The sequence below is a fragment of the Mycobacterium sp. IDUB_36 genome, from assembly GCF_055419225.1.
In genome coordinates, this window is the sequence record NZ_JBVAXH010000001.1 from 1,493,759 (window position 1) to 1,517,442 (window position 23,684).

General features: G+C 62.2%; 15 protein-coding genes. 13 read left to right on the forward strand and 2 right to left on the reverse strand.

The window, feature by feature from the left end; all coding sequences use genetic code 11:
• Positions 1-377 precede the first annotated feature (377 nt).
• Complete coding sequence (locus ACZYW1_RS07365) at positions 378-1,397, forward strand: hypothetical protein (protein ID WP_463784509.1); 1,020 nt, start codon at positions 378-380, stop codon at positions 1,395-1,397.
• 274 nt (positions 1,398-1,671) lie between these two features.
• On the forward strand, positions 1,672-1,923 hold the full coding sequence (locus ACZYW1_RS07370) for a hypothetical protein (RefSeq protein ID WP_463784511.1): 252 nt from the start codon (positions 1,672-1,674) through the stop codon (positions 1,921-1,923).
• Positions 1,924-1,932: 9 nt separating this feature from the next.
• On the opposite strand, the gene ACZYW1_RS07375 is transcribed toward ACZYW1_RS07370, so the two are convergent.
• A complete protein-coding gene (locus tag ACZYW1_RS07375; RefSeq protein ID WP_463784513.1) occupies positions 1,933-2,448 on the reverse strand; it encodes a nitroreductase family protein in 516 nt (171 codons plus the stop codon).
• Positions 2,449-2,644: 196 nt separating this feature from the next.
• On the opposite strand from ACZYW1_RS07375, the gene ACZYW1_RS07380 reads away from it, so the two are divergent.
• From ACZYW1_RS07380 to ACZYW1_RS07405, 6 genes are all read left to right on the forward strand, one after another.
• On the forward strand, positions 2,645-3,025 hold the full coding sequence (locus tag ACZYW1_RS07380; RefSeq protein WP_463784514.1) for a hypothetical protein: 381 nt from the start codon (positions 2,645-2,647) through the stop codon (positions 3,023-3,025).
• 20 nt (positions 3,026-3,045) lie between these two features.
• The gene (locus ACZYW1_RS07385; protein ID WP_463784519.1) at positions 3,046-3,690 is read left to right on the forward strand and encodes a VWA domain-containing protein; all 645 of its coding nucleotides are present in this window, start codon (positions 3,046-3,048) and stop codon (positions 3,688-3,690) included.
• A gap of 91 nt (positions 3,691-3,781) precedes the next feature.
• A complete protein-coding gene (gene recC / locus ACZYW1_RS07390) occupies positions 3,782-7,066 on the forward strand; it encodes an exodeoxyribonuclease V subunit gamma (RefSeq protein WP_463784521.1) in 3,285 nt (1,094 codons plus the stop codon).
• Complete coding sequence (gene recB, locus ACZYW1_RS07395) at positions 7,066-10,341, forward strand: exodeoxyribonuclease V subunit beta (RefSeq protein ID WP_463784523.1); 3,276 nt, start codon at positions 7,066-7,068, stop codon at positions 10,339-10,341. The genes recC and recB overlap by 1 nt, the downstream gene beginning before the upstream one ends.
• Positions 10,338-12,047: an exodeoxyribonuclease V subunit alpha gene (gene recD / locus ACZYW1_RS07400; protein ID WP_463784525.1), complete on the forward strand. Its 1,710-nt coding sequence runs from the start codon at positions 10,338-10,340 to the stop codon at positions 12,045-12,047. Before recB ends, recD begins: the two co-directional genes overlap by 4 nt.
• 168 nt (positions 12,048-12,215) lie before the next feature.
• Entirely contained in the window at positions 12,216-12,596 is a 381-nt protein-coding gene (locus ACZYW1_RS07405) for a hypothetical protein (protein ID WP_463784528.1), read from the forward strand.
• 111 nt (positions 12,597-12,707) lie between these two features.
• Here the strand turns inward: ACZYW1_RS07405 and ACZYW1_RS07410 are convergent, their stop codons facing one another.
• Complete coding sequence (locus tag ACZYW1_RS07410) at positions 12,708-13,994, reverse strand: sigma-70 family RNA polymerase sigma factor (protein WP_463784529.1); 1,287 nt, start codon at positions 13,992-13,994, stop codon at positions 12,708-12,710.
• 97 nt (positions 13,995-14,091) lie between these two features.
• On the opposite strand from ACZYW1_RS07410, the gene ACZYW1_RS07415 reads away from it, so the two are divergent.
• The 5 genes from ACZYW1_RS07415 to ACZYW1_RS07435 are packed head-to-tail and all read left to right on the forward strand — an operon-like array spanning position 14,092 to position 23,651.
• Positions 14,092-15,711 (forward strand): nuclease-related domain-containing DEAD/DEAH box helicase, encoded by a 1,620-nt coding sequence (locus tag ACZYW1_RS07415; RefSeq protein WP_463787731.1) that lies wholly within the window; start codon positions 14,092-14,094, stop codon positions 15,709-15,711.
• Positions 15,708-18,947: a helicase-related protein gene (locus tag ACZYW1_RS07420; protein ID WP_463784532.1), complete on the forward strand. Its 3,240-nt coding sequence runs from the start codon at positions 15,708-15,710 to the stop codon at positions 18,945-18,947. The genes ACZYW1_RS07415 and ACZYW1_RS07420 overlap by 4 nt, the downstream gene beginning before the upstream one ends.
• A complete protein-coding gene (gene drmB, locus ACZYW1_RS07425) occupies positions 18,947-20,821 on the forward strand; it encodes a DrmB family protein (RefSeq protein WP_463784534.1) in 1,875 nt (624 codons plus the stop codon). Before ACZYW1_RS07420 ends, drmB begins: the two co-directional genes overlap by 1 nt.
• Complete coding sequence (locus tag ACZYW1_RS07430; protein ID WP_463784536.1) at positions 20,818-21,918, forward strand: DEAD/DEAH box helicase; 1,101 nt, start codon at positions 20,818-20,820, stop codon at positions 21,916-21,918. The genes drmB and ACZYW1_RS07430 overlap by 4 nt, the downstream gene beginning before the upstream one ends.
• On the forward strand, positions 21,915-23,651 hold the full coding sequence (locus ACZYW1_RS07435) for a hypothetical protein (RefSeq protein ID WP_463784540.1): 1,737 nt from the start codon (positions 21,915-21,917) through the stop codon (positions 23,649-23,651). The genes ACZYW1_RS07430 and ACZYW1_RS07435 overlap by 4 nt, the downstream gene beginning before the upstream one ends.
• Positions 23,652-23,684 lie beyond the last annotated feature (33 nt).

A 23,684-nucleotide genomic window follows, 5' to 3' on the forward strand; every position in this document is an offset into this window, starting at 1 on the left:
GCGATGATCACGCCGGCGAAGATCCGCGGCAGGTCGAGATCAACGTCCTGGACGCTCTTCCGGTGGAGGCACACGCCGTGATTGTGGACGAGTTAACTCGACGCGATCCTGGCCTACTAGCCGAGCTTCGCGCGGCACGAATTCCTAGCGTGGAGCAGAGCTCCGCAGTTAACGCTCTGCTGGCAACCGCCATAGTTGCGAGCATGGGCGAAGATTGGATGCCTAACGAGCACGGGTTGGCGGTGGAACGCGCCGTGACCACTTACTTCGAGGTGTGGCCGACATCCTGATGAGTGCGCGTCGCACCCGAATCTGGTTGCTGGACAGTCTCATCGGCTGATTTACAATCTGCTATGACTGCTGGGAGGATTCGCCACATGGCATCGACCGACTGGTTCGAGAAGCTCACCGGTTTCCAAGAGCGCGACTACAAGACCACTCAGGAGCAACTGTCGGTCGAGGGCGATCAGCTGGTATCGACCGCCAACGGCAAGCGCCACGGTATCGGCAGTCTGGCACTGGAGCCGTTGAGCGAGTTGCGAGCGCGAGTCAACGTGCCCGACGGTGAACGCACAACCGTCCAGTGCATCGCCGCCGATGTCGGGGAGCTGCACACCCGACCGGAATACAGTCAGGCGCTGTTTCAGGTCGCCTCACAGTTCAACCTGTTGGAGATGACGGGGCCGAACATCACGCCCGAAGAAGGGGTGGCGCGCTACGCCTTCGATCACACGCAGGGGCCCACCTGTGCGATCGCGGCAGGCGCCGCCACCATTTACCGGAACTACCTTGTTCCTTTCGACGGGCGGACGGGGCAGACACGCGATCGGCAGCTCGATGGGCTCGCCGATATCGGCGCGGCATTGGCAACTCATCTCAACCGCCCGGTGACCGAGCTATGGACGATGCGCAACGGCTACGCGCTGTGCACCCAAGCCGGCCTGCGCGCGATTGACGACCTCATCGCGAAAGGCGACGAAGGTTTTCGCGATTCGTTGCGCGGCAAGCTCGCCATCGGCGTGCATCGTAACGTCGAAGTCACCGCAACCGAAGTACCACGCGGGCAACATGTTTCGCAGGCGTTCTGCTCCGCGCTCCCTGTCACGTATGGTGGCGGTCCGCAGTCGAGCTGGGAGACGTTTGCCCGACTGATTCTCGAAGCAGCCTACGAAGCAACCATGCTGGGGGCTGTCGAGCAGGTAACCGCGGGCGGATCAAACACGTTGCTCCTCACCAGATTAGGCGGTGGTGTGTTCGGTAACGACGACGCCTGGATCGACGACGCGATCGTCCGGTCGCTCGGCATCGTGGAGCACGCGGGCCTGGATGTTCGACTGGTCAGCCACGGTCATGTGGAGACCTCGATGCGGACGATCGCCGATAACTGGCGCCGCTGACACCTCCTATCCGCCCTTCGATCACTCATCTATCGACAGCATTGTTGTTGGCTAACCAGCCCCTGGCCGGTGCGGACACCTGACGTCCTGAGGTCGCCCGCGAGGCATAACGCTGTCGGTGCCCACTCCTAACGTGGGGCACATGGGATCGAGTAGTTCGGCTACGTGCCTTGATTGTGCGGATCAGTTCATCGTCAGTGACGGTGGAGGCTTTGCTTTCCACCTGTTGCGTTGCGTTCGGTGCGGACGAGAGAAAAGTGTTGGCTTCGACGAGTTGGGTGATCTACACCTCCGCTATCTCAAGGGCAGCGCAACCCCGTACACGGTCGCATTCGCCAGCGAGCACCATTACGTCCGAGAACAACTCGACATCGAAGCGATCTCCGACGAGGACTATTACGCCCACGTCGAGGCGGCGACCTCGTGTTCTTGCGGCGGATCTCTGAGCTTCAGCGCCCCGCCGCGCTGTCCAGAATGCGGCTCCACGCGAATCGAGAAAGGCCCCGATGTTCTCTGCTACGACTGAGTCGGTTGATCACCAATGTTCGTGGTGGACAACCTCTTCGAACGGTCGACGGTTCGGTTTGCGGATCGGCTTGAGCGGACGGTCAGCCGGATAGCCGACGCCGAGCAGGTACGCGACCTCGTAACCTTCGGGCACACCGAGAATGGCTCGAGCTTTGTCCTGCTCCCCCACCGACGAATGGCCGGTTCCAATTCCGAGATCGGTGGCCGCGAGCATGATTGCCATCGTCGCCTGCCCGACGTCGTACTGGTCGGTGACCCTGCGGCGCTCATCCGGTGGTTCGGGGATCACCAAGGCAATCGCGGCCGCGGCCCCGGCGATGTGGCCGGCGCCGCGCCACACCGTCGACAGCTCCTGCAGGTGTTCCTTGTTGGTGACGACGATGAAATCCCACGCTTGGCGGTTCTTCGCGGACGGCGCCCGCCAGCCGGCCTCGACGATGCGGTTCAGGTCGGTCTCCGAGACAAGTTGCTCCGTGTATTCCCGAACATTGCGTCGGGCCGTGATCGCGTCCCAAGTTTCCATCTTTTCGCTCCCTCTGGCGTTGTCCGCCATAGTGCCACCGCCGAAAATTGTCGTACCCAGGCGCGATAATCAGTGCATGAAAGGTCAGAGATCCCACCAGCCGGTTCGACGAACGACGCCGGGTGAGCACGCGATCGCAGAAACTTACTGATCCGCAGTTATTGCGGAATCCGCACATTGTGCGGTACAGTGACGTGTGTCCGAGCAATACAAGCTGATCCGTTCGCTTCTTGACCAAGCGGAATCTGCCGAGTCCACAGCCCAATCACTTGAACACCTTCGGTCGATCCTGGAAGAAGTCGGCCGACTACTTGACGAGCACCTGGCCAGCGCCGTCGTCGACGACGAGTTGTCTATCGCGGCGGCCGGCAAGCACGCCGGGCTGACTGAAAATGCGGTGGGGCCGCGGCTGGCCAACACGGCCAGACTGGCCCCGTATACGACGTCGCCCGGTCGCGTGAAGGCCGAAGACGTCAAGCGCGCCCGCCAAGACAAGTACGCCCGCCAACCACTGCCGCAGGCACCACCCGCTGAGCCGATGCGGTTCAAGCCGCGCCGAAAAGCCAACCCCTCCTAGCGATCTCGAAAGGATTACTCATGTCAAACCAGAAACTCACTCACCTGGCGTTCCTGCTCGACCGGTCCGGATCGATGCAATCCATCGCGTCCGACGTCGTCGGCGGATTCGAAGCATTCGTCGCTGAGCAGCGGAAAGGCGAAGGGCTGTGCACCGCGACGCTGGCGCAGTTCGACGACGAGTACGAGGTTGTCTACCGCGGCATTGCCATCGGCCAGGTGCCCCCGTTGGCATTGTGGCCGCGCGGTTGCACGGCGCTGCACGACTCGATGGGCAAGCTCATCACGGAGACCGCGGCAGAAATCAACGCACTGCCCGAGGGCGCCAAACCGGGCACAGTCATCGTGGCAATCATGACCGACGGTTTGGAAAACGCCAGCCAGGAATGGCGGCGGCCAGACATCAAAGCCCTTGTGGAGAAACAAACTAACGACCACGGGTGGGAATTCCTCTACATGGGCGCTGACCAGGACGCCGTCGAAGTCGGCAAGGGTCTGGGTGTCAAAGAGTCGCACGCCGTGACGTACGCCAGGGGCAAGTCTCGCGATGCGATGATGGCGGCGTCTGGCAACGTCCGCGGCTACCGCAACGCCAGGATGGAGGACGCGTGCGCAGCCATGCCGCAGTTCACCGACACGCAGCGCAGGCACCTGGCGGAGGAGTGAGCCGGGCCTTTGTGTGTCGATTAGTACGTTGGTACGACAAATTGGCTGATCCCGCCACGGTCCTTCGCGATCCGTCTTAGGGTGGCCAACGATGGCACTCCACGTCCACCGTGCCGAGCGCCCTGACCAGCTAGCGGACGGTTTGGGCGCGTTGCTGGCGAGTCCGTTACCGGACCCGTTTGCCGAAGAACTGGTCCTGGTGCCGGCCCGCGGTGTCGAACGCTGGCTGAGTCAACGGCTCTCTCACCTCTTAGGTACCGGCACCGCGGCTGACGGCGTGTGCGCGGGAGTCGCGTTTCGCAGCCCGGGCTCGTTGATCGCCGAGATCACTGGAACCGTCGACGATGACCGGTGGTCGCCGGACGCGATGACGTGGCCGCTGATCGAGACCATCGACGCCTCGCTCGACCAGCCCTGGTGCGCCATCCTGGCGAAACACCTGGGCCATTTCGACGCTGGCGACGAGGCCGAGTTACGCAGGGGTCGAAGGTATTCGGTGGCGCGAAAGCTTGCCAGGCTCTTTGCCTCCTACGCCCGCCAGCGCCCGCAGCTGCTCATCGACTGGCTTGAGGGCAACGCAACAGACCTCGACGTCGACCTGTGCTGGCAGCCCGAACTATGGCGGGCACTCGTCGCGCGCATTGACGCCGATCCCCCGCACATCCGTCAGCAGAAAACAGTGACGCGGCTGCAGGAAGGTCCAAGCGACCTACCCGCACGGCTGTCGCTGTTCGGACACACCCGCCTGGCCTCGACCGACATCGAGCTACTGCAGGCGTTGTCGGCGCATCACGATCTGCATCTCTGGCTCCCCCACCCCAGCGACGCGTTGTGGCAGAAGCTCAACGGTCACCACGGGTCCATCCCCCGCCGCGACGACACCAGCCACCGCGAAGTCGACCATCCGCTGCTGGCCACGCTCGGACGCGATCTCCGCGAACTGCAACGCAGCCTGCCGACCGACCTGCAGACCGATGAGTACCTGCCCAACCAAGACCGTCCGGACACCCTGCTCGGCTGGCTGCAGACCGATATCGCCGCCAATGCTGTTCAGCCGCAAGGCCGTACCCTCGCCGCCGATGACCGCTCGGTGCAGGTGCACAGCTGTCACGGCCCGGCGCGTCAGGTCGACGTGCTGCGCGAGGTGCTTCTGGGGCTGTTGCAAGACGATCCAACCCTGGAGCCGCGCGACATCTTGGTGATGTGCCCCGACATCGAGACGTATGCGCCGCTGATCGTCGCGGACTTCGGGCTCGGCGACGTGGTGCACGGCGCGCATCCAGCGCATCGGTTGCGGGTCAAGCTGGCCGACCGCTCGCTGATCCAAACCAATCCGCTACTGGGTCTGGCCTCGCAGTTGCTATCGCTCGCTGACGGCAGGGTGACAGCCAGTGAGGTGCTCAACATCGCAGAGGCAGCGCCGGTGCGGGCTCGCTTCGGCTTCACCGACGACGACCTGGAATCGATCACCCGCTGGGTGCGCCAGGCCAACATCCGGTGGGGCTTCGACCAAGAACATCGACGGCCCTACCACGTCGATTTCGTCCACAACACATGGCGTTTCGGCATCGACCGGATCTTGGCCGGCGTGGCGATGTCCGACGACGCCCACGCCTGGATCGACAACACGCTCCCGCTCGACGATGTGGGCAGCAACAAAGTCGAACTTGCCGGACAGCTTGCCGAATTCGTCTGCCGGCTCGAACGTGCAGCTGATTCACTGTCGGGCGCCCGCCCGTTGAGCGAGTGGCTCCACGCCTTGAGCGACGGAATCACCACCCTGACGCGCATCAGCGATTCCGACGCGTGGCAGACGCGCCAGGTGGAGCGTGAGTTCGCGGAAGTGTTGCAGCAGGCCGGTTCTCGGGCTGACACGACACTGCGCCTACCCGACATCCGGGCACTACTCGACCAGCACCTGGCCGGACGTCCCACCCGAGCCAACTTCCGCACCGGAACCCTGACCGTGTGCACGATGGTGCCGATGCGATCGGTACCGCACCGGGTGGTCTGCCTGGTCGGTCTCGACGACGGCGTCTTCCCGCGGATCGGCGTCGTGGACGGCGACGATGCACTGGCGCGCGACCCGATGACCGGCGAACGCGACATCCGTTCCGAGGACCGGCAATTGCTGCTCGACGCCATCGGCGCGGCCGCCGAGAAACTCGTCATCACCTACACCGGAGCCAACCAGTACTCGGGCCTACCCCGTCCGCCGGCAGTGCCACTGGACGAGCTACTGGACACCCTCGACCAGACCACCCGCGAGAAGATCCGCCGACGCATCGTCATCGACCATCCGTTGCAGCCGTTCGACATTCGCAACGTTGTCCCCGGCGAGCTGGTGCCCGACGTCCCGTTCAGCTTCGACCCGACCGCGCTGCGGGCCGCGAAGGCCAGCGCCGGTGACCGAAGCGAACAACCACAATTCATCTCTGGACCGCTGCCGCCGCCACCCGCCGACGACGTCATCCTGGCCGACTTGATCGCCTTCTTCAAAGACCCGGTGAAAGGGTTCTTCCGGGCGCTGGACTTCACGCTGCCGCGCGACGTCGACGGGATCCAGGACGCGATTCCGGTCGACCTCGACAACCTCGAGGAGTGGTCGGTCGGCGACCGGATACTCAGCGACCTTCGGCGCGGCATGACCGCGGAGCAAGCGCGCCAAGCGGAATGGCGCCGCGGCACCTTGCCGCCCGGCCACCTGGGCTGGCGGAAAGCGACCGAGATCCGCGACCAGGCCGGCCTGCTGGCGACCGAGGCTCAGAATTACCGGACGACCGAGGCAACGCCCTACGACGTCGACATCGAACTCGGCGGCGGGCGGCGACTGAGCGGCACCGTGCCGTCGGTGTACGGCCAGCGCTTGGTGTCGGTGACGTATTCCAAATTGGACGGCAAGCATCTGCTGGAGTCCTGGATTCCGTTGCTGGCGTTGTTCGCTCGTGATTCCCGCCAGGATTGGTCGGCCGCTTGCATCGGACGGCCGAAGCGAGGCACCACACCACGCGTCGAGGAGATCGGTCGGCCCGATGGTGACGCCGTCGAAGTGCTGCGGGAGTTGGTAACGATCTACGACGCGGGCCGTCGCGAACCGCTCCCCCTACCGGTCAAGACGTCCCACGCCTGGGCCGTCGCCCGGCATTCCGGCGACGATCCCGAGCACGCCGCCGAGTACCGCTGGAAGAGCGGCCTGTATCCCGGTGAAGACCAATCCCCGGCCCACGTGCGGGCCTGGGGCAAAGGCGCGCGGCTGTCAGATTTGATGACGCCGCTTCGGGCGGGTGAAGAGTTCGACAGCGAAAAGAACCGGCTGGGCGCGTACGCCTGCCGGCTCTGGCTGCCGATGCTGCGCGCCGAGAGGATCCCGACCTGATGGAACCGTTCGACCTGCTCGGCCCGTTGCCCGCCGAAAAGTCCACCACCGTGTTGCAAGCCAGTGCGGGCACCGGTAAGACGTTCGCGTTGGCCGGTTTGGTGGCGCGGTATCTGGCGGAGGGCAGGGCCACGCTGGATCAGATGTTGCTGATCACATTCAGCCGGGCGGCCAGCCAGGAGCTCCGGGAGCGGGTGCGTCGCCAAATCGTCGACGCGGTAGCCGCTTTCGCTGATCCGTCGACTGTCGGCGAGAACCAGTTGGTGGCCTGGCTGATCGCTGCCCCTGACGACGAGCGTGCAGCTCGCGAGCAGCGTCTGCGCGATGCGTTGGCCGGTTTTGACGCCGCGACGATCGCCACCACGCATCAGTTCTGCCAGCTGGTGCTCAAGTCGCTCGGCGTGGCCGGTGACACCGCTTCCAATGTCACGCTGATGGAGAGCCTGGACGACCTGACCGCCGAAATCGTCGCAGATCTGTACCTGGCGCACTTCGGCCAGGAGCGCGACGACCCGGCACTGCCGTACGGCGCTGCGTTGAAGCTGGCCCGCGAAGTGGTCGGCAACCCCGCAGCCGAGCTTCGGCCGCGTGACGCGGACCCGGGTTCAGAGTCCGCTGCCCGCCTCGATTTTGCGAAAGACGTTCTAGCCGAGTTGGAAACACGTAAGCGCCGCCTCGGTGTCCTGGGCTACGACGATCTACTGAGCCGGCTGGCAGCCGCACTCGACACCGACGACTCCCCCGCGCGAGCGCGGATGCGGCACCGTTGGCCGATCGTCATGGTCGACGAGTTCCAGGACACCGACCGCGTGCAGTGGGAGGTGATCAGTTGCGCCTTCAGCGGGCATTCGACGGTAATTCTGATCGGCGACCCAAAGCAGGCCATCTACGCGTTTCGCGGCGGTGACATCGTGACGTACCTCGAGGCGGCGGAGACGGCGGGCGATCGAAAGACGTTGGCCACCAACTGGCGCAGCGATTCAGCGTTGTTGGATCGCCTGCAGGTGCTGTTGCGCGGCGCGCAACTCGGTGACGCTGCCATCGTGGTGGAGGATGTCAAGGCCCACCATCAGGGGCACCGGCTTGCGGGCGCACCGCAGAACGATCCGTTTCGACTACGAGTGGTTGCGCGAGAAACTTTTGGCCGCAAAGGTGTTCAGAGTCCGCCTATCGACATGACTCGCGAGCACATCGGCGCTGACCTTGCCGCCGACATTCGCGCGCTGCTCGCCAGCGGCGCGACGTTCGATGGAGAGCCAGTGCGGGCCCGCGACATCGCGGTGATCGTCGAGCGGCACCGGGACGCCGAGGTCTGTTTCCAGGCTCTCTGCGAGGCCGGCATCCCCGTGGTCTACCCGGGCAACACCGACGTGTTCACTTCGGATGCCGCAGAAGACTGGCTCTGCCTGCTGGAAGCCTTCGACCAACCACACCGCCCCGGGATGGTGCGCGCCGCTGCGGCGACGGTGTTCTTCGGCGAGACCGCGGAAACCCTTGCGGCAGGCGGCGACACGCTCACCGATCGAATCGCCGATACGTTGCGGGAATGGTCCGCGCATGCCCGCGAACGCGGGGTTGCCGCGGTCTACGAAGCCGCGCAGTTGCGCGGAATGGGCGCGCGCGTGCTGTCTTGGGAGGACGGCGAGCGACGGATGACCGACCTCGCGCACGTCACCCAGTTGCTGCAGGACGTCGCCCACAACGAGCAGTTGGGCCTACCGGGACTGCGTGACTGGCTGCGCAAACAACGCGACGAGCGTAGCGGCGCAACCGAACGCAACCGACGACTGGACAGCGACGCCACTGCCGTGCAGGTGATGACGGTGTATGCCGCCAAGGGCCTCCAATTCCCTATTGTCTACGTGCCGTTCGCGTTCAACCGCAACGTGCAGGACTACGACATGGTGGTGTTTCACGACGACGGGGTGCGCTGCCTGTATGTCGGCGGCAAGCGCGGTGCCGGTGCCGACGCCGCTAAGCAGCAGGGGCGCCGCGAGGACGCCAGCGACGTCAGCCGGTTGAGCTACGTCGCGATGACCCGTGCACAGTCGCAGGTGGTGGTGTGGTGGGCGCCGGCTTACGACGAGCCCAACGGCGGGCTGTCACGGCTACTGCGCGGCCGTCGCCCCGGCGAGGCCGAGGTGCCCGACCGATGCGATCCGCCGAAGATCTCCGACGACGACGTGATGGCGCGGTTCCGGGAGTGGGAGTCCGCGGGCGGTCCGGTGATCGAAGCGTCGGTGGTGGCCGCAGCTCCCCCGGTGCCGGTCAAGCCGGAGCCGGCAGACCTGAAGATGCGGCACTTTCACCGCTCGATCGACGCCGGGTGGCGGCGCACCTCGTATTCCGGTCTGATCCGTGTCGCCGAAACCGTCGGGGTGACCAGTGAGCCGGAAGTGGTCGAGCTGGACGACGAGACCGGGGATATCTCGTTGACGGAGAACGCATCCGGACCTATGGTGGCCTCCCCGATGGCGTCGTTGCCGCGGGGCGCGACCTTCGGATCGCTGGTACATGCGGTGCTCGAGAAGGCCGACCCGTTTGCCGCGGACTTCGCTGCAGAGCTCGAGAGATGTAGCCGACAGGAACTGAACTGGTATTCAGTGGATGTGTTGCCGGCCGACCTGGCTGCCGCGCTGGTGCCGATGAACGAGACATCGTTGGGCACGCTAGCTGGCGGCCTCACGTTGAGACAGATCGGCATGCCAGATCGGTTACGTGAGTTGGACTTCGAGATTCCGCTCGCCGGCGGTGATGTGCGTGGTGCCGCACCGAACGTGTCGGTGGCCGATGTCGGCGAGCTGTTGCGCGCGTTTCTGCCGGACGATGATCCTTTTGCGCCCTACGTCGACCGCCTGACGTCGGTCGCTTTGGGGAGCCAGTCGCTGCGCGGATACCTGTCCGGCTCGATCGACGCCGTGCTGCGCCTGCCCGACCAGCGCTACCTGGTGGTGGACTACAAGACCAACTACCTCGGCGACAACGCTGCCGACTATGGGGCCGGGCGGATGGCCGAGGCCATGCTGCACTCCGACTATCCGTTGCAGGCTTTGTTGTACACCGTTGTGCTGCATCGCTTTCTGCGGTGGCGGGTGCCTGGTTACGACCCTTCGATACACCTCGGCGGGGTGCTGTACCTGTTCGTGCGCGGCATGTGCGGGCCGCAGACGCCGGTGATCGACGGGCAGCCCTGCGGAGTGTTCACCTGGCAGCCGCCCGCCGGTCTGGTGGTTGCGCTCTCGGAGTTGCTCGACGAGGGAAGGAAGGCGGCGTGACTGTCACCGAAGTCGAGTTGGCCGTCGGTACCAGCGGCGTGCTGCAGGAGTTCAACGAAGCCGGCGTGCTCGACATCTCGGACGTCCGAGTCGCCGAACGGATCTGCGCCCTCGGCAAAGAGTCCGACGAACGCGTGGCTTTGGCGGTCGCGCTGCTGGTGCGTGGACTACGCGGCGGATCGGTATGCATCGAGCTGGCTACCATCGCATCTGACATTGATGTCGACGATGTGCCATGGCCCTCGGTTGCGGATTGGCTTGCGGCGGTGCGAGCCAGTCCGCTGCTTGACCAGGTGCTGCATCTCTACGACGAGCGACTGCTCTACCTCGACAGGTATTGGCGTGAGGAGAAACAGGTCTGCGACGACCTGCTGGCGCTGCAGGTGTCCAAGTCGACCGGCGATGTGCCCACCTCTGAGCGACTTTTCCCGGCCGGTTTCGAAGAGCAACGCGAAGCCGCGGAAATCGCTCTGACGCAGGCGGTCACGGTGCTGACCGGTGGACCAGGAACCGGCAAGACGACTACGGTTGCAAGACTGCTGGCGCTGCTCGCCGAGCAAGCTGGTGCGTCCCGACTGAGAATCGCATTGGCCGCGCCCACCGGGAAGGCGGCGGCCCGTCTGGCCGAAGCCGTACAACTCGAAGTAGCCCGGCTGGATAAGCCCGACCATGTGCGGCTCGACTCATTACAGGCGATGACGCTGCATCGGTTACTCGGCAGCCGACCCGACACGTCCTCGCGGTTCCGGCACAACCGCGGAAACCGGTTGCCGCACGACGTGATCGTCGTCGACGAGACCTCGATGGTGTCGCTGACCATGATGGCGCGGCTGCTCGAAGCCGTGCGCCCGGATTCCCGGCTGATCCTGGTCGGCGATGCGGACCAGCTCGCGTCGGTGGAAGCCGGAGCCGTGCTGGCCGATTTGGTCGACGGCATTTCGGCTCGCAGCGATATGCGGGTCGCGACGCTGAATACCTCGCACCGGTTCGGCGAGTCGATCGGCCTTCTCGCCGAGGCGATCCGGGTCGGTGACGCAGACCAGGCGCTGGAGCTATTGCATGCCGGCGGAGAACATATTGAGTTCGTCGAAACCGACGACGCGTCCGACGCTTTGCGCTCAGTGCTGTTGCCGTATGCGTTACGCCTGCGCGAAGCGGCGCAGTTTGGCGCCGACGGTGTCGCGTTGGCGACGCTCGATGAGCACCGGCTGCTGTGCGCACACCGGGAGGGGCCCTACGGGGTACGGCACTGGAATCGGCAAGTGGAGCAATGGCTTTCCGAGTCGACGGGCCAGCCGCCGTGGACGGAATGGTATCCCGGGCGGCCGCTGCTGTTGACCGCCAATGATCACGGGCTGCATGTCTACAACGGCGATACTGGAGTGGCCGTCGCCCATGCCGACGGCCTTCGGGCCGTAATCGCTGGCGCAAGCGGGCCGCTGGACTTCGCGACTAGCCGACTGTCTGACGTCGAGACCATGCACGCGATGACGATCCATAAGTCGCAAGGTAGTCAGGCTGACGAGGTGACTGTGCTCATGCCATGCGAGGATTCGCGGTTGTTGATTCGGGAGTTGTTCTATACGGCGGTGACTCGGGCGAAGAGGAAGGTGCGGGTGATCGGGTCAGAGGATTCGGTGAGGGCAGCGATCGAAAAAAGGGCCTTGCGGGCAAGCGGGATGGCGAGTCGCCTTCAAATGCTTTGAGCACAGCCGAGTTTGTTCAGGACAAGCAGCAGAAGCCTTTATCATCACCAGTTACGCGGTTAGGCGGCCGAAAACGGGTTGGGAGTTGAGCGCCAGCGTGAATATTTTACGTGGGCGTCGCTATCAAATGGCCAAGCGGTTCGGGGACTGACTATAAAATTTGACGCTATGGAGCCGCCGTACTACTACGTCCGCGACCGGTCTAGACCCTCCTTCCATCACTGGGATTATTTGGATGAGCGCATCGATCGTGCCTTGTGTGGTCATGGGTACGTCGATCCAGTTCTGCTGGGCAAGATTTCTCGACCGAAGGCCGTTTGTCGAGCTTGTCAGGCATTGCTGTTGACGTACGAGTTGAAGTGGTGGCGCCAGCAAGCCGAGGAAACCGCCCAACAGCTCGAGGAATGCCGCAGGAAAAGAAACAATCAACGTGAACAGCTTAAGAATTTGCAGGAGGCCAGGCGGCGCGCCAACCTGCGTAGAGCGTCGCCGTCCATTCGGCAGCAGTCTCGACAGACGGGCGCGCCAGCTGGCATGCGAAACCGCTAGCGCTTCGAAGCGGAATGCCATCACAGTCCAGAGCGAAGGACCGGCTGGTGAGGCCAAGCTCCGCGCCCAATTTCCCTCTAGGGCAGCAGCAATTGCTGCTGCCCTAGCGAATCATGCACTCTCGCAGAAGCCACCCGAGTCCTCGTCCTTATCTTCGGACTTACCGCCGGACGAGTCGGCAGACCCAGGTTCGCAACAATCATCGTCCGCCGCCTCATCACCAAACAGGAATGGCCTCAACACTTCTGACCTCGTCGGATGACGAAGCTTTCCCATCGTCTTTGTCTCGATCTGACGTATTCGCTCACGGGTGACTCCGTAAACATCGCCGATCGCATCTAGAGTCCGAGGCTCGCCGTCAACGAGTCCGAAGCGGAGTCTGATGACACCTGCCTCACGCTCGCTCAAGGTTTCAAGAACAGACTGAAGCTGCTCTTTTAGCGCCTCGTATTCGAGTCGATGCTCGAACGATTTGTCGGGATCGCTGCTATCGATGAAGTCGGCCAGTGTGGTGTCACCCTCGGCGCCGACCGGCATGTCCAACGACAAAATGCTCTGCGGACCGAGGCGTAGACATTCGGATACCTCTCTTTCGGTCAACGAGCAGGCCACTGCGAGCTCTTGAACTGATGGCGCTTGGCCGTTGTCGCTGAGTCGATTACGGGTTGCCCACACTTTGAGCACACGCTCGTACATATGCACGGGTAGCCGGATGATGCGAGATTCGTTGGCTATCCCTCGAGTGACCGCTTGGCGCACCCAATTCATTGCGTACGTCGAAAACTTATAGCCGCGTGCCGGGTCAAACAATTCGACTGCACGGATTAGCCCGAGAACGCCGTGTTGGAAGAGGTCGTCAGGAGACATACCGGGCGGCGCGAACCGCCGCGCGAACGACCAGACGAGGCCTTGGTTGTGGAGTAGTAAACAGTCGGCGGCGCTGCGCGGCTCACCCCTGAGTCGACCAAATTCACCTTGATGAAGCGGCAAGCCCCGCTCACCCCGGATCAGAATCGCCAGGCCGACCTCTTCCTCAGGCCGCAGCAGCACCTTTGCGTGGTTTTTGAGGTATCGATCCTTTCGAATTCGCTGGCGGGCTGCAGCGACAGCCGCATCGTCGCGAACGGGCCCGAGGTCTTTCGGGCCTTTAGGCTCGACGGAGTCGTCCTCAAGGAGTACGAGAGCGGCATCCTCCGCCAGCGATAGCTCAGTCTCTTGAGTGTCCTCTTCAATCGTAATGCCGAGTTCAATTAGAAGGTGCTCGAGCTGAAGCCGCAGTTCATCGGTTGCCTCTCGAAAGGTTCCGAGAACCCGCTCAAGCCTCGATCTCCGGACTAGATCCTCACGGATGAAGGGGCCGAGGCGGTTGAGAACGAGACTGAGCTCCACGGATTCCACTCAGCTAAAACTCCGAACGGCTGACAAGCCACTGCGAAGGACGGCCCGAATCGTGCAGGATGGCTGTGAGATCACGCGTAGGGGACCAACTGTGAAGATGATTCCAGCCGAGCTCGGCCTGGACGAGACGACGTCCTCTGAGCGACGGGTGTTCGCATCGCTGCAGATCAGCGACATCGCCGGCACTGCGTTGCATTCCTTGAACCTCCCGACGCACGAGTACAAACTCACGTCCGAATTGGACTTCGTGCTCGTACTAGCTGACATGGTGCTCGTGGTTGAGGTCAAGGGGGCGCGGGTCTCCTGTAACAACGGATTGTGGACGTACAGCGACCGTAGCGGGAACTTCCGACAAGATCACGAGGGACCGTTTAACCAAGTCGTAAGTGGGATGTACGCGCTGCGTGATCGGCTGAAAGTTCGCCTCGGATCTGAGATTGACACCGTTCGATTCGGCTTCCTCGTCGTGACCCCGGACGTTGATCTGGCGTTAAGCGCGTTCGAATGGGAAGCAGCCACGTATTGCGGGCGAGGCCAATATAATCGCGATTTCACCAAAGCGGTGGGTGAGGCGGCCGCCTACTGGCGTCAGCGGGAACCGAGAAAAGTACCGCTATCGAGCAAGTTGCGTGATCGGCTTCTGCAGGACCTTCGACCAAGCTTCGACTACTCTCCGTTGCTCGACGCCCGCGCCGCAACTCTGGACTCTGCCTTTGTGCGGTTGACTGATGAGCAGTTCTCCAGGCTGGACCTCGTGAGCGATGCACCGCGTGTGATTTGCAGCGGCGGTGCCGGCACGGGAAAAACCTTCTTGGCAGCCGAAGTCGCCCGGCGGCAGACCCTTTCAGGGATAACAGTGCTTTTTGTCTGCCGCAGTCCTATCCTCGCGGCATTTGCGCGAACCTTGCTGGCTGGCACCGGCGTAACCGTCTGCGCTCTCAACGATGTTCGTGGCGGTCAGCCATTCGACATGTTGGTGATCGACGAGGCGCAGGACCTGATGAATTTCAGCGCACTTGAGCGCCTTGAATCCTGCGTTTTTAACGGCTGGAGCGACGGCCGCTGGGTGATGTTCATGGACCAAAACCGTCAGGCCCACCTGTACGGCGACTTCGATCTCGATGCACTGCTCTACGTTCAATCATTCCACCCCGTGCCAGCCATGTTGCGGTCGAACTGTCGAAATACTCGCGAGATCGTTTTCCAGACGCGTGCGCTGACCGGCGCGGACACAGGTGTGTCGGCGGCTGGCGCGGGGCCGCTGGTCGAATTCGTGGCTGTGCCCGACGCTGCTGCCGAAACCGCAGCCCTAGCAGCACACCTTCGCGCACTGCGCGAACAGGAAGTGTCGGTCGGCCATGTCACCATCGTCTCGATGCGCGGCGATTGGGGCAGCAGCGCCGCTCAGGGTTTGCGAGAGGCACGCAAAGGCACATTGCTCAAGCTCGACGAGGCAGTCGCGGCCAGCTGGCCAGGGTCGACCCTGACGTGGGCTTCGGCGGTCGATATAAAAGGATTGGAGAACCGCTTCGTGTGCGCCATCGACATTGACTCGTTGGAGTCCGACACCGACATCGATCTGCTCTACGTCACGTTGAGTAGACCGCGGGCTGGTCTATGGATTGCTACGCGGCCGGCGATCGGCGCACGCATGACCGATTTGTACCAACAGCATTCGGCGACGGCAGTCGAGGCGCTCAATAGGGCGGGTTCATGAGCACTCTTACCGATACGCGCGAAGACTTCGTGTCATACGTACGCCGCCAGCTCGTCGGACCTTTCGGAGGACAGACCGAGATTATTTTCGACCCGCCGAATCGCCGCTACCTCATGGGCATTTTGTTCCCGCGGCAAGTGTCTTTCGCTGGGTACGTCGAGAGTGAGGGAGAGGAAGAGGACAACTCGGCCGCCTCTGCGGGCGGAGACGAGAATTCGTTCAGCGACGACCCGGTGTCGGCGGCCAATGACTTCCTCCCGGCATCTCAGGGCATGTCATTCTTCACCACTGCAGCTGCTTTGACGGTCACGGTGCGCGGAGCGAAATACGAAACACTAAGCGGTGACGCGGCGAGAGCTGCTCTTGCCGCCGCCGAGGCGCGCGATGGCGGACCAACGGAAGCCCAAGACGACGACCCGCGATCGAAATCGGCTGGCGCGAAACGGGTATGGCGGCGCCTCTCACTTCCTGAGGCAACAATCTCGATCACGGCCGACAATACGACCGCCAAATACATCTGGGACCGCGCGGCCGAAATCCATGTCCGCTGGAGACCGTACCCACACGGCAACCTAGTGACCATCACGATGGTCAACGCTAAAACGAGCGACGACGAACATCCCGAGCGCGCGTGGGACGACATGCTGCTGCAGGTTTCTTTCGATGTCGGGGTCGCCGACAGCGGCCAGATCCTGGAGTACCCCACCGTCGCTATGGCCTCTCACGACGCCGAAGAGCAAGAACTTCGACTCATTCACCGTAAAGCTCGTGTATTCGCGATCGGCCATGGCTGTTCTCCGGAGTGGACCGAAGACGATGGCTCCGTCTTTAGGGTGCGATCCGAGGTCATGCCCTCGTATGTCGTACCCCGGGTGAGCGCAGATGGCGACATTATGCGAGCGCTTGACGTTGCTTGGCTTGCCGACGAAGCGGTCCCAGCCGACGATCTTGTGGCAGAACTCGGCGCCTTCGTCGACCCCTACGAGGCGTGGATCGAGCGAGTGGCAGACGAAACGCGGCTGCTGGACAAGCGCTACGCCTCCGCAGCCGGGCCAATACTCGATCGCCTGAGGCGCGCGCGGGATCGAATGCGCGACGGGATAACAGTTTTCGCCGAGCATCCCGACAGAGCGGACTTGCTAATGGCATTCCGCCTTGCCAACAGGGCGATGTTGATGCAGATGCGGCATAGCAAAGACGACCTTGCTGGCGTCCGGCATCCGCGAAGCGCTGCTCCTGCGGCCCCGACGGCGTACCCCGCCGGCGCGGCCTGGCGACCATTTCAGCTGGGCTTCTTCTTGACCACCCTGCGGGGTTTGGTGGACTCAACGCACGAGGACCGAAATGTCGTCGACCTCATATGGTTTCCAACCGGTGGCGGAAAAACCGAGGCCTACCTTCTGGTCGCAGCATTCGAGATTTTCCGACGGCGCCTGCTGCACGGCGTCGACGGGTCGGGTACATCTGTCATCAGCCGCTACACCCTGTCGTTGCTCACTGCGCAGCAGTTTCAACGCACCGCGTCAACTATCGCGGCGTGCGAGTACCTCCGGCGGCACAGCGGCGCCGAACTGGGCGAGGAAGCAATCTCGGTCGGTCTGTGGGTTGGGGAAGGCACGACCCCGAATCGCTACCTGCAGGCTCGGGAGAGATTCGACGAGCTACGCGACGCCGGCGAAACAGACGACCGGTTTCTACTCGAACGCTGTCCGTGGTGCGGAACGGAGATCATTCCCCGCGAGCACACCGACGATGACGCTGACTACGGCATCCGGGCAACTGATCGATCGTTCGCATTTTTCTGCACATCGAGCACTTGTGAGTTTCACCAGGTACTTCCGGTGCTAGTGATCGATGATGCGTTGTACGAGAACCCACCGACATTCCTGTTGGGCACGGTCGATAAGTTCGCCCAACTCGCGTGGGTGCCCGAATCGGGCAGGCTATTTGGTCGCCCGGCAAGAAAGCTACCGCCCTCACTTATACTTCAAGACGAGCTGCATTTGCTCACCGGACCGCTTGGAACAACGGTCGGCCTCTATGAAGCAGCCATCAACCTCCTTTGCGCCCACGACCGACCACCGAAAGTAATTGCCTCCACTGCAACTATTCGACGCGCGACTGCCCAGATACAGGGGCTCTTCGGACGCCCGGTTGATTTGTTCCCACCCGCCGGCATCGACGCCGACGACTCCTACTTTGCTCGCGTCGATCACGAGTCACCCGGGCGGTTATACGTCGGAATGATGGCTCAAGGTCACACCTCCGACACCGCAGTGGTGCACACCGGCGCGGCCCTGCTTCAAGCTCCAGTCGACCTTGGCCTTGATGGCGCCTCACGGGACGCGTACTGGACAGTGGTGGCCTACCACAGCTCGTTGCGCGAACTCGGGCGTACCGTCACGATCGCCCGCGATGATATTCATTCGCGCCTAGGTGGTCTCATAGTCGGTCGCCCGCAACGGGAATACGACGTCGATGAGCTCTCTTCCTCAGTTCCACGTGCACAGCAGCCACGACTTCTGGAGCGATTAAACCTGCCGTGTTCCAACCGATACGCGGTGGACTTTCTAGCGACCACCAACATGTTGTCGGTAGGAGTCGACGTGCCGCGACTCGGTCTCATGCTGATGAACGGGCAGCCCAAGGCAACTGCCGAATACATCCAAGCGACAAGCCGTGTCGGACGCTCATCGGCGCCCGGTCTGGTGTTCGGCCTATTTCGCTCGACGAAGCCTCGCGATCGATCGCACTACGAAAATTTCCGCGCCTATCACTCCGCGCTTTACCGGCACGTTGAGCCAACCAGCGTCACACCATACTCACCGCCATCGCGAGATCGGGCTTTGCACGCAGCACTGGTAATCCTTGTTCGCCACCGGCTCGGCCTTGCCGCAGACGGCGACGCGGGCCGCATTGTCGACCGGATCGCCGAGGTTCGTGCCCTCGCAAGCGCGCTTGTTGACGTCGTCGAGCGGGTGGAGCCGCGAGAACGAGTCGGGGCCCAGAACTACCTCGACCACTTTATCGACGACTGGCTCGACCGCGCTAAGCGCGCTGACGGCGACGACAAGATTCTCTACTACCGCTCGAGTGGCAAAGGACAGGTCAACCTAATCAGACAGTTCAACTCCAAAGGGGATGCGTGGCAGACCCTTGGCTCGATGCGCAACGTGGATATGGAGTCGTTGGTTGAGGTTGCCCACGGTGCCTCATCCGCGGGGATGAGCAATTAATGCAACGCAAAATCAGGCAGTCCCAGACCATCGTCCCTTTCGGCGTCGGCGCTATTTTCGACTTCAAGGGCGAGTCGCTTGTTGGGTGTGACATTTTCCGCTGGGGTGCGCGTGGCGAGAACATCCAAAGCGAGCGGCTAGCCGCAGCGCTAGGCGTCACTCAGTTTCGTGCGGCGCCGGCGGTCGACAGCAACGCGTGGGCCCCCTCGAGTGCGGGTGTTCCCTACGCGCGGTTTCCAACTTGGCTCTTCTGCCAACACTGCCGTCGCATGACCCGTTGGAGACGCTCGCTGGAGCGAGAAGGAAAGGCACCAACATGCGGCAGCTGTCCAGGGCGAAAGCCGCTCGTGCCGATGAGGTGGATCCAGATCTGCCCAATGGGCCATATGGACGATATCGACTGGAAACGGTGGGCGCACTCCCGCAATAGCAATCCCGAAGCCCGTCAATGCCAGAAGGACAACCTGTTTTTCGAGCCGTTGAAAGGCAAGGGGGCCGGCGGCCTTGACACCCTTCAGGTGCACTGCCGCAGCTGTAAAAGCCGCAGAAATCTAATGGGCATCACGTCCCGCGGTTCGCTGAAATCAATCGGCGTCACGTGCGGTGGACGCCAGCCGTGGCAACGCTTCGACGATCGCGTCAATTGCCAGGAGGTGCCGCTCGCCGTGCAGCGCGGCGCGAGCAACGTCTACTTCCCATTAGTGCACTCGTCAATCGAGATACCGAATCCTTCACGTTCGGATGCGCACAGCGAAAAGGCCATGGCCATTAAGGCGGACGATTTTTTCCGGCCGCTCCTTGCGGTCAATGAAGACGCCCCAATGTTCGCGATGATGGTGCAGACCTTGGCCGACGGGCATGACGTATCGGCCGAGTATGTAAGAGCTTTGGCCCGCGATGAGAAGCAGCGCGAGGCAGGTAGGGCTACCGCCGTCGAGGCCACGCCGGGTGATCTACTGAGCGAGGAATGGGCGGCATTCCTAACACCCTCAGAAAATGAAGAAGACCCCTACTTTCGCACCCGCCATGTCGGTCTGACCATCGGCAGTGGCGACCCCGACGAGATTACTTCGCTGCTGTCTGACCGCATCGACAAGATTGTGCTTGCAGACAGGTTGCGCGAGGTGCGTGCGCTGGAGGGCTTTCACCGGGTGACACCGGGCAGCAAGGACGCCCTTGTGAAAGCATCGCTGGGGTACTCATTGAACTGGCTGCCCGCCATCGACGTACGCGGTGAAGGTATCTTCTTGTCGCTCGACGAAAGCCGGCTCAACGTCTGGGAAGAATCAGACGGCGTACAGGCCCGTGCAGCCGAATTGGAAAAGCGCCTCCAGGCTTCATTTATGGTTGCTCGCCTCCGCGAGAGAACCGGACCAGTCTTGACACCGCGGTACGTGCTTCTCCACACTTTGGCCCATTTGCTGATCCGGCGCCTTGCGTTTGAGTCTGGCTATGCCGCAACAAGTTTGCGCGAACGCATCTACGCGCGCAGCGCCACGCAAGGCGACGGGGCGTCCAAGCAGGCGGGCATTCTCATCTACACGGCGGCTGGCGACTCAGAGGGAACGCTGGGCGGACTTGTGCGTCAGGGCGAGCCTCCCGCACTGCAAACAACCATTCTCGAAGCTTTACAGGATGCGATGTGGTGCTCTTCTGACCCATTGTGCAGCGAGAATCTCGCATCGACCTTCGCCAGTCTGAACTTCGCAGCGTGCCACGCCTGCACGCTGGTCTCCGAAACCAGTTGCGAGAGTGGCAATTACCTACTCGATCGAGCCATGGTGATCGGAAACGACCGCATCCGCGGATTCTTCAGCCCGGTACTTGAAGCCGTCATCGAACAGGCCGGAGAGGGTGTCAGGGGTATTAGGTGAAGCTCCCCGCGTTTGAGGACCTTTCGAAGGAGCAGGACCTCATCTACAACCTCGATCTCGACGGAAACTATTTGGTTAGCGGACCCCCTGGTACCGGGAAATCCGTCATGGCGCTGTATCGCGGTCAGGTGCTCACGTTCGACGACCGTGTGCCCGCCGTCCTCATGTACTCCAAAGTCCTCCAGCAGTACACAGAACAAGCCGCTAACGAAGTCGATGTTTCGGGTTACGTCACAACGTTTCACAAGTGGTTCTGGCACTTTTGGAAAGGGCACTACGGGACTCAACCACCGAAACTCGCTAGCAATTCGTACGATCATGACTGGGCAGAAATCGCCCACCAGTTCATGACGAAACCTCCCGAGCTGGGCAGTCTCACTGACCTGATAGTTGATGAGGGACAGGACCTCTCGCTGGGATTCTTTCGTATAGCCCGCTTCGTTGCCAAGAACATCACCGTGTTCGCCGACGAGAACCAGCAACTGCTCGAGCACCACACAACGCTGCGCGAGATCAAAAAAGCGATAGGAGCGTCCGAGCATCTTGAACTGCGCCGCAACTACCGCAATACCGCCGAGATCGCGGCAGTTGCTGCCAAGTACTACTCAGGAGCGCCGACCGGAATACCCGATCCTCCTGAGCGTCACGGTGACACGCCAACACTGAGGGAGTACGCGAATCTCAACGAGTTCGTCGAGTATGTAGCACGTTACGTGAAGGCGCGCACCAATCTCACAGTCGGGATCGCCTGCCCGAACCAGTCGGTCCAGAAGAAACTCTTCAACCGTTTGACAGCACGAAAGCTACCTATCCCGGTCCAGATGTACCTCTCCAACAATCGTGCTCATAGCGTCCTGAACTTCGGCGCACCCGCAGTCACCCTTGTGCATTACCGATCACTGAAAGGGTTGGAGTTCGATACCTTGTTCGTGCCAGAACTCCAACAGGTCACGATGGATCCGACCTCAGCCTCGACCCGCATGACCTTCTACGTCGTGATGTCCAGAGCGCGGGACGAACTCCACCTCTCATGGAGTGAATCCACCACCGCGCCAGACATCGTGGCTGACTTGAAAGGCTTGGTGCAGCTGAAGTGACGAACGATGATCAGTTAGACCTGGACGGCGTCGCAGGCAGCAACCGCGACCGGCCAGATCAGACTCCCACGGGCAGTCTCCGCGACGACTCACTCGAGTCGCCCGACGTGTATGTGGTCGCCGCACCGCAGCCGTTGACCGCCGATCAGGAGGTGGACGACAAAAAGACAACTTCTGACAACACCTCACCGGCCTCGGCCGACCAAGAGCAGTCGAGCGTGCGCGACGAAAGGCGCTCAGAGCTAATCGAATCGAAATCGGGCTCGCTGTTCTATCTAACTAACAGGATGAACCTCAACGGCGTGCTCAGCTCGCGGATGGTGGCTCCGATCGCCTCTTTCCAGAAGTACTACTCAGATCTTCTCGAACTCTGCCCGGGATGGGTGCCGCTGCTAACGGCCCCGCCACCTGTCGAACTCGTCGAGCGAGTGACGGTTGAGCGCGGAGCCGGGGCGCCCGTCATTGTCGAGTTTTCCGAGTCAGCGCTCCGAGGCGTGCCGCGCACCCAACCAGTTACATACGTGCAGGCCGCTCTGCTCTCCGATGCCACAGACATACACTTTCGGGACAAGCGAAGCCTTCGTGAGCACCAAGCCCGCGGATACGACAATGTTCACCCGCATGAGGACCTTCTGAAAGTCACCCCAGAACTGTTTGCGGCCAAAATAACTGAGGCAGTATCGATCGATGCGCCTGCAACACAATCCGTAATCGACTGGCAGCGCCTCGACCGAGTACGCGGGGCTATCAGCGCGGTTGTAGCTGCGGCCGATAGTGGTGAGGCGCTCGCCATCGCGGCAGCCGCCCTCGGAGCCCATGACTTGCCAGCCGACGTCACAATCGCGCCATGGCTCACTTGGAGCGCGCTCACCGGGGGCCACAGCGCCGTGGAAGGCGCGGATTCTCCACCAGCGGAGGCGGATTGGCTCGTCTTTCAATCGGCGTACAAGCTACTTTGCGAACAGGACCAGTCTCAGGCTTGGAGTCCATCGACAGTGCTCACCGATGTCAGCCGTGGGGTCATCGAAGCACATGCCACCGATGAGACCCGAGCAATCATCAATCGGAATCTGGAATACATTCGTCAGGTCATCGAGGTTGAGCGAGAGTTCGAACCGTTCCGCAGTACCGGCAGTCCTAACGTAGCCGCGAAGGGATTGCTGATGGCCCTGCTGCGTCCCGACCTCGGGCAGCTTCTGGCATGGCCCATAGAAGAATCAGGTGCCGACGAGCTCACGCGATCGGTGGCGGCGATAATGGCCGGCTGCTTACGGGGTGTCGCGCGAGAATCTACGACGTTCCGAAATGAGGCGCTCGACGACCTGACGGCGGACTGGGCCGTAAAGCAGGTAACCAGCCCGGCAGCGGGTTTCGGGCCAGCAACTTTCAGCTTCGACGACTCCAAAACTTCATTGGCAATACACGACCAGGAGCTGCGGACAAGCCCACCCCTCGTTCCCAATCCTGCCTTGCTCTATCAGAGCCTGAGCGAGGAGAAGCGATCATCAGCGCGTGTTAAGGTCTCGCGGCAGATGAATTGGCCTGTCGATCTGGTCATCGATTTGCCCGCGCAATCGGTTGTAGAACAAGAGGATTCGACGATCAGGATCACAAGCAATGCTCCTGTGACGATAACGAAATCAGTAAACGAAAAGACCTTCGTCGAACGCTTACGCCGGCTCACCGGTCGAGCGCGCAAAGCTGTCAACGTAGAACTCTCACAGCCAGACTGACATCATCTGTTCGGCGTCCTTGCGGGCCTTGCT